We start from the raw sequence: 13,993 nt of genomic DNA on the forward strand, positions 1-13,993 counted from the left end.
CTCAGAACGGCAGGATGATATCGGCGACCTGCTGGCCGAGCCGGGGTTGCTGGACGTCGGTGATCTGCCCGCGCCCGCCATAGGAGATCCGCGCGGCGGCGATCTTGTCGTAGGTGATCTCGTTCCGGCGCGACACGTCCTCGGGGCGCACGTAGCCGGTCACCAGCATCTCGCGCAGTTCGAAATTCACGCGCACCTCTTGGCGCCCCTCGATCTGGAGCACGCCCGATCCCAGCACGTCGACCACGGTCGCGGCGACGCGCAGCGTCAATCTCTCCTGCCGGCTGACCCCGCCTTGCCCGCGCGAGGAGCTGCCGCTGTCGAGACTGACGCCAGGATCGGTCGTCGCGCCCTCGGGAAGGTTCCTGTCGAGGATCTGCGGCAGGCCGAAGAAGTCCGGCACAGCCAGGTTCTCGGAGCCGGAGCGCGAGCGGTTGGTGGAATTGGCGATCTCGGCGCCCTCGTCAATCTCGACCACGACGGTCAGGATGTCGCCCCGATCCCGGGCGCGCCGGTCGCCCAGCAGCGACCCGCGCCCCCGCGTCCAGAGCGAGGCGTCGCTGAGCGGCCCGTCGTCGGTCGAGATCATCGGCTCGAAGATCGGGGCCGACATGGCGAAATGCTCGGGACTGGCGGAGATCGGCGTCAGTTCGGGCGCGCGCCCGACCTCTTGCAGGCGACCGCAGCCCGACGCGGCCAGCGCGCAGAGCGCCAGCGAGATACTCGATCTGAGGATCATGCCCATCTCCGATCAGTTGACGAGGACGGCGCCCGCCGCCGTCGCGATTCCGGTCACGGTCGACCGCGACGACAGGTTCATCACCCGCACCGACTCTCCGTCGCCTGCGCGTTGCAGGGCGCGGCCCTCCAGCGTGATGGTCAGGCCGCCGCGGGTGAAGACCAGCGGCACGACCGCGTTCCGTTGAATCACGGTCGGTGCCCCGACCTCGACCTGCCGGATCGGGCGACCGGGATAGAGGTTCACCCGCGCCTCCATCCCGATCAGGTCGCGGGGGTCGGCGAAGCCGTCGGCGATATCGGTGTCGGCGAAGGCCAGCAGGTCGGACGGGATCGTCGCACCCGCCCGCACCGGCTGCGCTACGGTGACCGATTGCGCGGCCGCCGGACCGGCCAGCGCGAGGATGAGGAAGGCCGCGCGCATCGTCAGCGGATCTGCGTCGTGGCCGACAGCATCTGGTCGGCGGCGGTGATGACCTTGGCGTTCATCTCGTAGCCGCGCTGCGCCTCGATCAGGTCGGTGATCTCGCGCACGGCGTCGACCGAGCTGTCCTCGAGGTAGCCCTGGCGGAACATGCCCAGCCCGTCCTCGCCGGCGAAGCCCTGGAACGGTGCGCCGGAGGCGTTCGTCTCGGCGTAGAGGTTCGACCCCAGCGCCTCCAGCCCCTTTTCGTTGGAGAAGCCCACCAGCGTCAGCTGGCCGAGCTGCTCCGGCTCCACCCGATTGAGGAAATAGGCGTAGATCTCGCCCTCCGGGGTGATCGTGATCGACCGGGCATCGTCGGGGATGGTGACGTCGGGCACGACCGGATGCCCGTCCGAGGTCACGAGCTGCCCCTCGCCCGTGCGCTTGAGCGCCCCGTCGCGGGTATAGGCCGCGCCGCCCGCGGGCAGCGTCACCTCCAGATAGCCGCGCCCCTCGATGGCGACGTCGAGATCGCCGCCGGTCTGCGCCAGCGTCCCCTGCGCCACGTCCATCGAGACCGAGGCCGCCCGCACGCCCAGCCCCATCTGCACGCCCGTCGGGATGATCGCGCCGGTCGTCGCCGCGATCGACCCGGCCCGCGTCACCTGCTGATAGTGCAGGTCCGCGAACTCGGCCCGGCGGGCGTTGTAGGCGGTGGTGTTCATGTTGGCGAGGTTGTTGGAGATGACCTCGACCCGCATCTGCTGTGCGGTCATTCCGGTGGCGGCGATGGACAGGGCGCGCATGGGCGGCCTCCTTGCTGTTCTGGCAGGTTACTGTTCGAGAAGCCGGGTGACGGAGCGGAGGCGCTGGTCCTCGGCGTCCATGAAGCTCTGTCCGGCCTCGTAGGCGTTCTGGACGGCGACCATGCGCGCGATCTCCAGCACCGGGTCGACGTTCGACGCCTCGAGGAAGCCCTGCAGCACGCGCGGCTCCTCGACCGAGGCGAACCCGGCCTCGGCCTCGAAGGCGGCGCCCGCGCGCCGCTCCATCCGGTCGGGCTCCAGCGGGGCGACGACGGCAACCTGGGCGACCGGCGCCCCGTCGGCCGACAGTGTCCCGTCCACGCCGACATGGATCGCCCCCGTCCCGGCCGGCACGAAGACCGGCGCCCCGCCCTGGTCGAGCAGCGCATCGCCCTGCTCGGTCGTCACCCCGCCGTCGGGCCCGGCGAGGAAGGCGCCGCCGCGGGTCAGAAGCTGGGTGCCGCCGCGGTCGATCAGGAAGAACCCCTCGCCCTCGATGGCCAGGTCGAGGCTGCCGCCCGTCTGCTCCAGCGCGCCTTGGGCGAGGTTCGTCAGCTGCGCGTCCCCGGTGCTCATGGAGATCGAGGGCTGGTCGCGCCCGGTGCGGACCACGTGTTCCGAGAACAGGATGCCGCCCGCGCGGTAGCCCGTCGTCCCCGCATTCGCGACGTTCTGCGCGATCGCGTTCATCTCGCGCAGCAGGCCCGCCTGCCGGCCCAGCGTCGTGTAGATCGAATCGCCCATGTCAGAACCCCTCGATGATCGGGACGAGCGTGTCGGTGAAATAATGGCTCAGCGTCAGGGTCATGAACCCCATCGAGGCCCAGAACACGGCGAGCATCGCCGCCATCTTCGGCACGAAGGTCAGCGTCATCTCCTGGATGGAGGTGAGCGCCTGGAACAACCCGATGGCGAGGCCGACCAGCAGCGCGACCACGAGGATCGGGGCCGAGATCAGCACCGCGATCCACAGCCCCTGGCGGAGCGTGTCGAAGAACAGCGCCTCGGCCATCCTCAGACCGGCATCCGCAGGATTTCCTGATAGGCCTCGACGGCCTTGTTGCGCAGCGTTACCACGGTGTCGACGGCCAGCTGGCTCTCGGCGATGGCGGCGACCAGATCGTGCGGGTCGGCGCCTGTGGTCAGCGCGGCGCGGGACTGCGCCTCGGCCTCCGACAGGGTCTGCGCGAAGCCGCGCAGCGCCTCCATCGCGGGGGTGGCGCGTCCGGGCATGCCGGGGCCGGCCCCGGCCCCCTGAACGAGGGCCGAGATGCGTTGGATCTCCATTCTGGCGTCTCCTATCGCTTGAGGATGTCCATGATCGCCGACGACATGCGGCGGACCTGCTCGAACATCTTGAGATTGGCTTCGTAGCTGCGCTGCGCCTCGCGGGCGTCGGCAAGCTCGGTCACGAGGTTCACGTTCGACCCGGTCCAGTATCCCTCGGCATCGGCCATCGGGTGGTCGGGGTCGTGGAAGCGTTCGCCCTCGGCGCGGTCCAGCCGGACCGGCCCCGTCTCGATGGTGCCGTCGCGGCGCCCGAACTCCACGGCCGCGCGGAACTCGACGGTCTTGCGGCGGTAGCCGGGCGTGTCGGCATTGGCGAGGTTCTCGGAGATATGGCCGATCCGCTGGCCCTGGCCCTTCATGCCGGAGCCGAGGACGGCCATCGCGTGCGACAGGGTCATGGCTATCTCCGCCCGAGGCTGGCGCGCAAAAGGTCGAGCGAGGCGCTGTAGATCGTCACCGCCCGGCTGTGCGCCCGCGACGCCTCGACCCCGCGCAGCACCTGATCCTCCAGCGAGACGGTGTTGCCGTTCGGGTCGGCGCGCGCGTCGCGCAGCATCTCCGGCTCGGTCCGGTCGCTCGCCCCGGCCATGTGCCGGGCGTTCGCGCGGCGCAGGTCCAGACGGTCGGCATCGGGGCTGAAGGAAGCCATGTCGCGGGCACGAAAGCCCGGCGTGTCGGCATTGGCGACATTGGTCGCGAGCACGGTCTGGCGCGTTGCCGCATGTTTCGCGGCCCCCGTCGCCAGCCGCATGAGGCTTGGCATCTCGGTCACAGGCGGATTCTCCGTCTTTCCTGAAACGAAGCCTTAAGACCGATTCCTTTAGATTTGGTTTCGACTGAAGGAGAGGCCGACATGACCACCGACACGCTCGATCCCTTCGCGCCGATCCGCGCGCGCCTGACCACGATCGGGCGGGCCGTCCCCGTGGGTCGCATCGCCGCGCTCGACGGCACCGGCTTCTCGGTCGAGGGGCTGTCGGGCGCCGCGCGGCTGGGCGACGACATCCGCTACCGCGACGGCGCGGGCCGCCTCGCCCGGGCCGAGGTGGTGCGGCTCGACCGGGCGGGCCTGCGGGCGATGCCCTTCGGCCCCTCGGCGGGCCTTGCGCTGGGCGCCGAGGTGCAGGCCGGCGGCCCGCCGGCCATCGGCCCCGACCTCGGCTGGATCGGGCGCGTCGTCGATCCCTTCGGCGCCCCGCTCGACGGCCGCCCGCTGCCCGGCGGCCCGCCCCGCCCGGTCGGCGCCGTCCCCCCGCCCGCCGCGGCGCGGCGCCCGATGGGCGCGCGCCTGACCACCGGCATCGCCGTGCTCGACACGATGCTGCCGCTCGTCGCGGGCCAGCGCATCGGCCTCTTCGCCGGGTCGGGCGTCGGCAAGTCGACCCTGCTGGGCCAGCTCGCCCGCCGGCTCGACGGCGATGTCCGTGTGCTGACCCTGGTGGGCGAGCGGGGGCGCGAACTGGCCGATTTCGTGCGCGACACGCTGGGCGCCGAGGGCATGGCCCGCACCGTGATCGTCGCCGCCACCGCGGACATGCCCGCCTCCACCCGCCGCCGCGCCGCGTTCTCCGCAATGACCGTCGCCGAGTATTTCCGCGATCAGGGCGCGTGCGTCGCCTTCTTCTGCGACAGCGTCACGCGCCTCGCCGAGGCGCATCGCGAGATCGCCCTTGGCGCCGGCGAGGGGGCGGAGCTGCGCGGCCACCCCGCCAGCCTCACCCCCCTCCTCGCCAACCTGGCGGAGCGGGCGGGCCCCGGCACCGGTGCGCAGGGCGACATCACGGCGGTCATGTCCGTGCTCGTCGCCGGGTCCGACATGGACGAGCCGGTGGCCGATATCGTTCGCGGCCAGCTCGACGGGCATGTCGTGCTCTCGCGCGCGATCGCCGAATCGGGGCGCTTCCCGGCGGTCGACGTGCTGCGCTCCGTCTCCCGCGCACTGCCCGCCGCCGCGACCCGCGAGGAGAACGCGCTGATCGCCGAGGTCCGCCGCCTGCTCGGGGTCATGGACCGGTCCGAGTTGATGGTCAGCTCCGGGCTCTACGACCGCGGCAGCTCGCCCGATATCGACCGCGCCATCGCCCTTGTGCCCCGGCTGGAAGAGGTGTTCACCCGCACCGGCCTGGCCAGCCCGCAAGAGGCCTTCGCCCTGGTCGCGCAGCAGCTTGGCCGCGGCTACGCGGGCTGATCCCGGCACGATCCCGCCGCATCCCGCGACGGCGCCGGCCTGGACGCAGGCCGCGGACCCGACGGTCCTGCCCGGCCGTCCCATATCGCCCCGTGCATCCGCCCCGGTCCAGCGCGCCGGACCCGGTCCGGATGCAAGGCCCAGGGCGCACTGCGAAGACCGCGCCCGGCGGGCCGGCGCGGGTCAGAAGCCGCGCAGCAACACCAGCGCGGGCGAGAACGCGCCGCCGCCGAACTCGGCGAGCCCCGAAAGGGCCGTGTAGCGGTCGAGGATCCGATCCAGCGTGTCGGGCGCGACGAGGTCGCCGACGGTCTCGGCGCCGAAGGCCTGGCGGCTGCGGTCCCGGAACACCTCGAGCTGCCTGTCGAGGTCCAGCGCCCCGAAGCTCAGCGGCAGGCCCAGCGCCCCCTCCAGCACCTTGCGCAGGGGCGGGGTGCCCATGATGGTCAGCCATTTGGTGCGCTCCGAGGCGGTGCCCTCGGCGACCTTCCCAAGCTCTCGCTGGGCGTTGAGCGCAAGGCGCATCGACTCGTCGGACCGGCCCACCGCCCGCTCGAACGCTTGGTCGGTGTAGCGCGCCGCGATCCTGTCGGGGAAATCGCTCAGCACCGTGTTGGGCACCGGGAAGTCGCCGAAGCCGAAGGCCTTCGAGAATTCCCGGTAGCGCCGGTCGCTCAGCTTGTTGGCCAGCGCGTCGGGGTCGATCGTCCCCTCCTCCAGCACCTTGCGGATCAGGAACTTGCTGCCCAGGTCCTCGGACAGGCCGAAGGCCTCCAGCGCGACCGAGAGCAGGCGGAAGTCCCGGACCAGGTCCTCCGCCGTCCGGACCGAGCCGATGTTCTCGGCAAAGTAGTCGAGATCCCGCTGCACCAGCGCGGACCGCTCGAAGGCGGCCTTCTGGGTGGCGAGCGTGCCTTGCAGGTAGCGCCAGCCAGCCAGTCCGCCCGTCGGGACGAAGGGCTGGTAGGTCACGCGGAGTACCGCTGCAGGATCGCGGCCTCCCGCTGGCGCAGGCGGGTCAGGGCGCGCAGAGCCTGGTAGTCGCGCGCCTCCCGCAGATGGGCGCCGATCTCGTCGATGCAGGCCCGGTCGCCGCCATCGACGAAGGCGTGGCGCAGCGGCGGCAGCGCGGCCAGCGCCTCGCTGCGGGCCGCCTCGGCATCGCCGTCGCCGACCAGGACCAGCTGGAGCGCGTGGCACAACCGGCCGACCGGCGTGTCGGCCTCGCGCGGGTCGATGGCGTCGCGCAGCCGCAGAAGCTGCGTTCCCGGCGTCAGGAGCCGCAGCCGCGCCGCGCGCCCGACATTCTCGATCACCGCCCCGTTGAGAGAGATGCGGTCACCGGGCGGGAATTTCAGCATCAGGCCGGCCATGTCAGCGCGCCCCGTAAGACAGGCCGCCGACGACGCGGCGGTTGATCTCGCAGAGGATCGTGATGTCGCCGGACCCGCGCAGCAGCGCGCTGGTCTGGCGCTCGACGAAGGAGGCGAGGCTCAGCAGCCCCGCGCGCAACTCCACGGGCAGCTCGTTCGAGCTGTCGGCCAGGGCCGCGGCGGCCGCGTGCCAGAGGCGGCGATTGTCGTGGAGCGCGGCAACGCGCGCCGAGAAGGGGGTCGACGGATCGGCGGCGATGGCCTCCATCCGGCGGGTGACCCTGGCGAAGACCAGCGCCTCGGCTCGGGTCGGGTCGACGATGCGGGCGTCGAGGGCTCCATAGGCCTCCGCAGCCGCGGCATGCACGTTCAGCATCGAAGATGTCACTTTCTGCAGGTCGAGCCGTGCTTCGACGGCGATGCGGGGCGGGTCCGGCCCGCCCCGGCGATGGCGCCCCGGTCCCGCGGGATCGGGGCGCCTCCGGCCTTACCGGAAGAGCGACAGGATCGACTGCGGGGCCTGGTTGGCGATCGACAGCGACTGGGTCGCGAGCTGCTGCTGGACCTGCAGCGCCTGCAGACGGGCCGAGGTCTCTTCCATGTTGGCGTCGACCAGCGCGCCGATGCCGGAGGTCAGCGAGTCGGTCAGCTTCGAGACGAAGTCCGACTGCGTCTCGATGCGGCCCTGGGCCGAACCGAAGGCCGCGGCCGAGTCGATCGACTTCTGGATCAGGCCCTCGATGCCTTCGAGCGCGGCCTCCGTGCCCTCGTCGGTCGTCACGTCGAACTCGTCGAGGAGTTCCAGCCCGCCGCCGACCGTGCCGTCCGCCTCGGTCTTCAGCGTGGCGAGGTCCGTGACGTCCGACTGCTCGACGACGCTGTTGCTGTCGGAGATCGCCTCGTCGTAGTTGTTGGTGAAGTCGATCTGGCCGGTATTCGTCTCGTTCAGCGAGAACGTGACTTGCAGACCATCGGCCTTGGCCTGATAGTTTAGGCGCTGGACCATGTTCGTCATCGCGTCGTTCAACGTGTCGCCGTCGCGGGCGACGTAGACCACGTCCGCCGAGAAATCGAACGTATCGCCCGAGTCGTCACCCTCGAAGTTGGCGCCTGCGCCCCCGGTGACCTTGAACGATGCCCCGGCAATCAGGTCGTCATTCGCGCCGACACCGTCGAAGGTCGCGAATTGCGCGGTGGCACCGACCGCGACGCCGGCGCTGTTGACGGACACGTCGCTTCCCGTGGTCCCGGCCACGGCGTCGGCCGTTCCGAGGTCCTGCTTGGCCACGCTGATATTGGACGCGGCCACGCCGGAGCCGGAGCGATCCAGCGACGACAGCACGTTGACATTGCGCGAGTCGACATCCGTTTCGGTATTGTTGAGCAGGTTCAGGCCGTTGAACTGCGCGGCACCGACGACCGACCCGATCTGGTCGCGCAGAGCCTGCACATCGGCCTGGATCTTCTTGCGATCGACGTTCTCTTCCTGCGAGGCGACGATCTTGCCTTTGATCTCGGTCAGCAGGTCGGTGACCGTCTCGGCGGCGTTGCGCGCCACGGCGACGGTGGATTCGCCGAGGGCCAGGCTTTCCTGGATGCCCTTGAAGCCCTTCACGTCGGATTCCATCTGCTTGGAGATGGCCCAGACGGCGGCATTGTCCTTGGCGTTGGCCACGGACTTGCCCGTCGAGATCTCCGACTGGGTCTTGCCCATGTTCTTGTTGATCGACTGCAGCGTCTGCAGCGCGACCATCGCGCCGTTGTTCGTCAGAATGCTGGACATGTTCGTTCCTTTGACTGTGCCCGCTTCGCGGACGGAGGGGGCCCGCGACATGCGGACGACATGACATTCTGTCTTCGGGGGTGGACCCATGCGCCGTTCTCGGCGGGCTCTGGATACGCAGCCGGGCTTAAGCGATCCCTAACGGGCCGGGCGAAGTTGCTGGCAATTCGAGCGATTCAGCCTCCCGCACCGCGCGGCGCGGGCAGCATCGGCCCGAAATCGGCGCGCAGTTCCTCCATGACCGGATAGGTATGGGTCTCGCGTACGCCGGGCAGGCGAAGCAGGGTATCCGACAGGAAGGCGCGATAGGCCGCCATGTCGCGGTGCCGCGTCTTCAGCAGGTAGTCGAAGCCGCCCGCGACCATGTGGCATTCCTCGATGTCGGGCGCGTCCCGCACCGCCTCGGCGAAGGCGGCGAAGACGTCGCTGTCCGTCCGCTCCAGCTTGACCTCGACGAAGGCGGTCAGCCCGCGCCCCAGCGCCTCGGGCGACAGCCGGGCGTGGAACCCGGTCACGACCCCGTCGCGCACCAGCCGGCGCAGCCGTTCGCCGGTGGCGTTGGGCGACAGGCCGACATGCTCCGCCAGGGTCGTCAGAGGCATCCGCGCATCGCGCTGCAGATGGTGCAGGATGAGCCGATCCTGCCGGTCAAGCGCATCGCTCACGGTGTGATCCTCCGCCAAAAGGCCCCACCACCGCGCATACCACCGCGGCGCCCCCGGTTCCACCTGCGCTTCGGTGAGACACGCGGTCCCCGTCGCGCTACGCTCCGCCCGTCAACGAGATTCGGACCGTCCCATGCCCCCCTTCTCCGCCCCCTACGCCCCGCCGGACGAGGCGCTGATCGCGCCGCTCATGCGCCATGCCCTGCCCGGCGAGGCGGCCCGCAAGACCGCGCGCCGCCTGATCGAGGGCATCCGCGCCGCCCATACCCGGATCGGCGGGCTCGAGGACTTCCTGCGCGACTACGACCTGTCCACCCGCGAGGGGCTGGCGCTGATGGCGATGGCCGAGGCGCTGCTGCGCGTGCCCGACCGCGCGACGCAGGACGCGCTGATCGCCGACAAGATCGGCCAGGGCGACTGGGACGGGCACGAACCGTCGGAGGCCTGGCTGGTCTCCGCGGCGACCTGGGGGCTGGGCATCAGCTCCCGCCTGCTGCGTCCCGGCGACACCGTGCAGGGCGTGCTGACCGGGCTGACCCGGCGCATCGGCGCGCCCGCCGTGCGCGCCGGCGTGCAGCAGGCGATGCGCTTCATGGGCCATCAGTTCGTGCTGGGCGAATCGATCGAGGGCGCCCTGAAGCGCGCCCGCGAGAACGAGCAGAAGGGCGCGCTCCATTCCTACGACATGCTGGGCGAAGGCGCGCGCAGCTGGGACGACGCCCGCCGCTACGCCGCCTCCTACGCGCAGGCGATCAAGGCCATCGGCCGCGCCGCCGGCAACCGCCCGCTGCCCTACCGCCCCGGCATCTCGGTCAAGCTCTCGGCGCTGCATCCCCGCTACGAGCCGCGCAACACCGAGGCCGTGCTGGCCGAGCTGGTGCCGGTTCTGGCCGATCTCGCCGCTCAGGCGAAGGCCTTCGATCTCAACTTCACCGTCGACGCCGAGGAGCAGGAGCGGCTGGAGCTGTCGCTAGACGTCATCGAAACCACGTTCCGGGACGAAAGATTGAGGGATTGGAACGGCTTCGGCCTCGCCATCCAGGCCTATGGCAAGCGCGCCCTGCCGGTGATCGACCGCATCGCCGCCATGGCCCGCGACAACGGCCAGACCCTGATGGTGCGCCTCGTCAAGGGCGCCTATTGGGACAGCGAGGTCAAGCATGCCCAGGTCGAGGGGCAGGACGACTTCCCCGTCTTCACCCGCAAGGCCGTGACCGACCTCAACTACATGGCCTGCGCAGAGCGGATGCTTGCGCTGCGCCCGCATCTCTACCCGCAATTCGCGACCCACAACGCGCTGACCATCGGCGCCATCCTCGACCACGCCGCCCGGACGGGGCAGGAGGACGGGTTCGAGTTCCAGCGCCTGCACGGCATGGGCGAGGCGCTCTATGCGACATTGCGCAAGTTCGACGACACGCCCTGCCGCATCTACGCCCCCGTCGGCGGGCACCGCGACCTGCTGGCCTATCTGGTCCGGCGCCTGCTGGAGAACGGCGCCTCGACCAGCTTCGTGGCGCTGGCGGGCGACGACGACGTGCCCATCGACTCGCTGCTCGAGATGCCGAAGGACCTGCGCGAGAAGCCCCGGCACCCGCGCATCACCCTGCCCGGCGCGCTCTTTGCCCCGCGCGAGAACTCGAAGGGCATCACCTTCGGCGCCCGGGCCGAGCGCGACGCCCTCGCCGCCGCCATGCAGGCCGCGCCCGAAGCGTCCGAGCCGGCGCCCGTCGACCCCGCCGAGGCCATGACCCGCGCGGCCAAGGCCTACCCCGCCTGGTCCGCGACCCCGGTCCAGACCCGCGCGCAGGCCCTCCGCCGCGCCGCCGACCTGCTGGAGGAGAACCGCGCGCCCCTGATGGCGACGCTCGCCCGCGAGGCGGGCAAGACCGTCGACGACGGCATCGCCGAGATCCGAGAGGCGGTCGACTTCCTGCGCTACTACGCCGACGAGGCCGAGACGCTCTGCCAGCCCCGCGCCCTTCCCGGCCCGACCGGAGAGCGCAATCTCTGGCAGGCCACCGGCCGCGGCGCCTTCGTGACGGTGGCGCCCTGGAACTTCCCGCTGGCGATCTTCCTCGGCCAGACGGCGGCGGCGCTCGCCGTCGGCAACACCGTCGTCGCCAAGCCCGCCCCCCAGACCCCGCGCATCGCGGCGCAGGCCGTGGCCCTCCTCCACCGCGCGGGCGTCCCCGCCGACGCGCTGGTCCTCTGCCCGGGCGGGCCGGAGGTCGGCAAGGCGCTCATCGACGATCCCCGCGTCGCGGGCGTGGCCTTCACCGGCTCGACCGCGACGGCCAAGGCGATCAACCGCGCACTCGCCGCCAAGGACGGCCCCATCGTCCCGCTGATCGCCGAGACCGGCGGCATCAACCCCCTGATCGCCGACGCCACCGCCCTGCCCGAACAGGTGGCCGACGACGTCGTGACCTCCGCCTTCCGCTCCGCCGGGCAGCGGTGCAGCGCCTGCCGCATCCTCTACGTGCAGGAGGACGTGGCCGACCGCATGATCGCGATGATCGCGGGCGCCGCCGCGACCCTGCGCCTCGGCGACCCGATGGACCCGGCGACCGACATGGGCCCCATCATCGACGACGCGGCGCTGGCCCGCCTCCGGACCCATGTCGCGAACCACCGCGTCACCTTTCAGGGCGATGCCCCCGACGGCCGCTTCCTGCCCCCCACGATCATCGAACTGCCCCGCGACGACCTCCTGACCGAAGAGGTCTTCGGCCCCGTCCTCCACATCAAGCGCTACAGGGCCGCCGAGCTCGACCGGGTCCTCGACGAGATCGCCGCCACCGGCTACGGCCTGACCTTCGGCCTGCACTCCCGCATCGACGCGACCATCGCCCATGTCACGGCGCGGGCGACGGCGGGCAACATCTATGTCAACCGCAACCAGATCGGCGCGATCGTGGGCAGCCAGCCCTTCGGCGGCCATGGCCTGTCGGGCACCGGCCCCAAGGCCGGCGGCCCGCTCTACCTGCAGCGCTTCTGCGCCGAGCGGGTCGTCTCGACCGACACCACGGCGGCGGGCGGCAATGCGAGCCTGATCGCGATGGCAGAGGCGGGCTGACCCCGCCCTGCCGCGCCCTGCCGAGAAAAATCGCCGGCCTCTTCCTGTGGCCGGAAATACTCCGGGGGGGGCGCCGCAGGCGCGGGGGGCAGAGCCCCCCTCCCCCGTCCCGACAGCGCCCCCGTCAGCTTGGCGGTGACGAGCCGCCAGCCAGCCGCACCCTCAGCATTCCGGCAGGTTCACCGCCAGCCCGCCCTGCGACGTCTCCTTGTAGCGCCCGTCCATGTCGCGCCCGGTCTGGCGCATCGCCTCGATGCAGTTGTCGAGCGGCATGAAATGGCTGCCGTCGCCGCGCAGGCTGAGCGAGGCCGCCGAGACCGCCTTGATCGCGCCCAGCCCGTTACGCTCGATGCAGGGCACCTGCACCAGCCCCGCCGCCGGGTCGCAGGTCATGCCCAGGTGATGCTCCAGCGCGATCTCGGCGGCGTTCTCGACCTGCGCGTTCGTCCCGCCCAGCGCGGCGCAAAGCCCCGCCGCCGCCATCGCCGAGGCCGACCCGACCTCGCCCTGACAACCGACCTCCGCCCCCGAGATCGAGGCATTGTGCTTGATCAGCCCGCCCACCGCGGCGGCGGTCAGCAGGAAGGTCCGGATTCCCTCGGACGAGGCCCCGATGCAGTGGTCGCGGTAGTAGCGGATGACGGCGGGCACCACGCCCGCCGCGCCGTTGGTGGGCGAGGTGACGACCTTCCCCCCGGCGGCGTTCTCCTCGTTGACGGCCATGGCGTAGACCGACAGCCAGTCGTTGACGACATGCGGCTGCACCTGATTGCGCCCCGCCTCGGCGCGCAGCTGCTCGTGGATCGCCTTCGCCCGGCGCCTGACCTTCAGCCCGCCGGGCAGGATGCCATCCTGCTCCAGCCCCCGGTCGATGCAGCCGTCCATCGCCTCCCAGATCGCGTCGATCCGGGCCCCGAGCTCCGCCTCGGGCACGGCCACCGCCTCGTTGCGCCACTTCATCCGCGCGATGCTCAGCCCGTGGGCCGCGCCCATCTCCAGCATCTCGGCGGCGCTGCCGAAGGGGAAGGGATAGCCGTGGGCGGTCTTCTCGGACCGCAGGTCGCCGGGGGCGTGCAACTCGCGCTCGGTGGCGACGAAGCCGCCGCCGACGGAATAGTAGACCTCCTCCAGCGCCAGATGCCCGGCCCCGTCGAAGGCGCGCAGGATCATCCCGTTGGCATGGCCCGACAGCACCCGGTCATAGTCGAAGATCACCCCCGCCTCCGGGTCGAAACGCATCTCCGGCAGGCCCTCGGGCCGCACCACCTTCTCGGTCGCCAGCCGCGCCAGCGCGGCCTCGGCCTCGTCCATGTCCACGGTCGCCGGGTCGAAGCCCAGCAGCCCCAGCCGCACCGCACGATCCGTCGCATGGCCCTTGCCGGTGAAGGCCAGCGACCCGTGCAGCGACGCCTCCAGCCGCGCAGGCGCCCCCGCCCCGGGCTCCCGCTCGCCGGTACGCAGCGCCTCGAGAAAGCGCGCGGCGGCCACCATCGGCCCCATCGTGTGCGACGAGGACGGGCCGATGCCTGGCTTGAAGATGTCGAAGATGGACAGGAACATGCTCGGCCTCCGCAGCGCTGCGCCGGGCCTCAATGCCCGATCCGGGCGCCCGGCGCATCAGGCCATTGCGACACATCTGCGGCAGGCGCCGTCGCGGGCGCGCCC

At 71.3% G+C, this 13,993-nt stretch carries 16 protein-coding genes; 2 read left to right on the forward strand and 14 right to left on the reverse strand.

Features of this window, described 5'->3' with window-relative positions; all coding sequences use genetic code 11:
* Position 1: 1 nt before the first annotated feature.
* From flgH to DR046_RS11230, 8 genes are all read right to left on the reverse strand, one after another.
* Complete coding sequence (gene flgH, locus DR046_RS11195) at positions 2-745, reverse strand: flagellar basal body L-ring protein FlgH (protein ID WP_370816138.1); 744 nt, start codon at positions 743-745, stop codon at positions 2-4.
* Between the two features lie 6 nt (positions 746-751).
* Complete coding sequence (flgA, locus tag DR046_RS11200) at positions 752-1,162, reverse strand: flagellar basal body P-ring formation chaperone FlgA (RefSeq protein WP_115382477.1); 411 nt, start codon at positions 1,160-1,162, stop codon at positions 752-754.
* Positions 1,163-1,164: 2 nt separating this feature from the next.
* Complete coding sequence (flgG, locus tag DR046_RS11205) at positions 1,165-1,950, reverse strand: flagellar basal-body rod protein FlgG (RefSeq protein WP_115382478.1); 786 nt, start codon at positions 1,948-1,950, stop codon at positions 1,165-1,167.
* A gap of 27 nt (positions 1,951-1,977) precedes the next feature.
* Positions 1,978-2,694, reverse strand: a complete 717-nt coding sequence (locus DR046_RS11210) for a flagellar hook-basal body complex protein (protein ID WP_115382479.1) — start codon at positions 2,692-2,694, stop codon at positions 1,978-1,980.
* 1 nt (position 2,695) lies between these two features.
* Complete coding sequence (locus DR046_RS11215; RefSeq protein WP_115382480.1) at positions 2,696-2,962, reverse strand: flagellar biosynthetic protein FliQ; 267 nt, start codon at positions 2,960-2,962, stop codon at positions 2,696-2,698.
* Between the two features lie 2 nt (positions 2,963-2,964).
* On the reverse strand, positions 2,965-3,183 hold the full coding sequence (gene fliE, locus DR046_RS11220) for a flagellar hook-basal body complex protein FliE (RefSeq protein ID WP_245190918.1): 219 nt from the start codon (positions 3,181-3,183) through the stop codon (positions 2,965-2,967).
* 65 nt (positions 3,184-3,248) lie between these two features.
* A complete protein-coding gene (gene flgC, locus DR046_RS11225; protein ID WP_115382482.1) occupies positions 3,249-3,638 on the reverse strand; it encodes a flagellar basal body rod protein FlgC in 390 nt (129 codons plus the stop codon).
* A 2-nt stretch (positions 3,639-3,640) separates the two neighbouring features.
* Entirely contained in the window at positions 3,641-4,003 is a 363-nt protein-coding gene (locus tag DR046_RS11230) for a flagellar basal body protein (protein ID WP_115382596.1), read from the reverse strand.
* Positions 4,004-4,093: 90 nt separating this feature from the next.
* On the opposite strand from DR046_RS11230, the gene DR046_RS11235 reads away from it, so the two are divergent.
* Positions 4,094-5,428: a FliI/YscN family ATPase gene (locus DR046_RS11235; protein WP_245190912.1), complete on the forward strand. Its 1,335-nt coding sequence runs from the start codon at positions 4,094-4,096 to the stop codon at positions 5,426-5,428.
* Between the two features lie 183 nt (positions 5,429-5,611).
* Here DR046_RS11235 and DR046_RS11240 read toward each other — a convergent pair whose 3' ends face one another.
* From DR046_RS11240 to DR046_RS11260, 5 genes are all read right to left on the reverse strand, one after another.
* Positions 5,612-6,400: a DUF1217 domain-containing protein gene (locus DR046_RS11240; RefSeq protein WP_167767075.1), complete on the reverse strand. Its 789-nt coding sequence runs from the start codon at positions 6,398-6,400 to the stop codon at positions 5,612-5,614.
* A complete protein-coding gene (locus DR046_RS11245) occupies positions 6,397-6,801 on the reverse strand; it encodes a flagellar biosynthesis repressor FlbT (RefSeq protein WP_115382484.1) in 405 nt (134 codons plus the stop codon). Before DR046_RS11245 ends, DR046_RS11240 begins: the two co-directional genes overlap by 4 nt.
* Before the next feature lies 1 nt (position 6,802).
* Positions 6,803-7,177: a flagellar biosynthesis regulator FlaF gene (gene flaF, locus DR046_RS11250; RefSeq protein ID WP_115382485.1), complete on the reverse strand. Its 375-nt coding sequence runs from the start codon at positions 7,175-7,177 to the stop codon at positions 6,803-6,805.
* A gap of 111 nt (positions 7,178-7,288) precedes the next feature.
* Positions 7,289-8,584: a flagellin N-terminal helical domain-containing protein gene (locus tag DR046_RS11255; protein ID WP_115382486.1), complete on the reverse strand. Its 1,296-nt coding sequence runs from the start codon at positions 8,582-8,584 to the stop codon at positions 7,289-7,291.
* A 176-nt stretch (positions 8,585-8,760) separates the two neighbouring features.
* Positions 8,761-9,249, reverse strand: a complete 489-nt coding sequence (locus DR046_RS11260) for an Lrp/AsnC ligand binding domain-containing protein (protein WP_115382487.1) — start codon at positions 9,247-9,249, stop codon at positions 8,761-8,763.
* 133 nt (positions 9,250-9,382) lie between these two features.
* On the opposite strand from DR046_RS11260, the gene DR046_RS11265 reads away from it, so the two are divergent.
* The gene (locus DR046_RS11265; protein ID WP_115382488.1) at positions 9,383-12,328 is read left to right on the forward strand and encodes an L-glutamate gamma-semialdehyde dehydrogenase; all 2,946 of its coding nucleotides are present in this window, start codon (positions 9,383-9,385) and stop codon (positions 12,326-12,328) included.
* A 162-nt stretch (positions 12,329-12,490) separates the two neighbouring features.
* Here DR046_RS11265 and DR046_RS11270 read toward each other — a convergent pair whose 3' ends face one another.
* A complete protein-coding gene (locus DR046_RS11270) occupies positions 12,491-13,888 on the reverse strand; it encodes an L-serine ammonia-lyase (RefSeq protein ID WP_115382489.1) in 1,398 nt (465 codons plus the stop codon).
* Between the last annotated feature and the right edge of the window lie 105 nt (positions 13,889-13,993).

The sequence above is a fragment of the Jannaschia formosa genome, assembly GCF_003340555.1.
Lineage (GTDB): Bacteria > Pseudomonadota > Alphaproteobacteria > Rhodobacterales > Rhodobacteraceae > Jannaschia > Jannaschia formosa.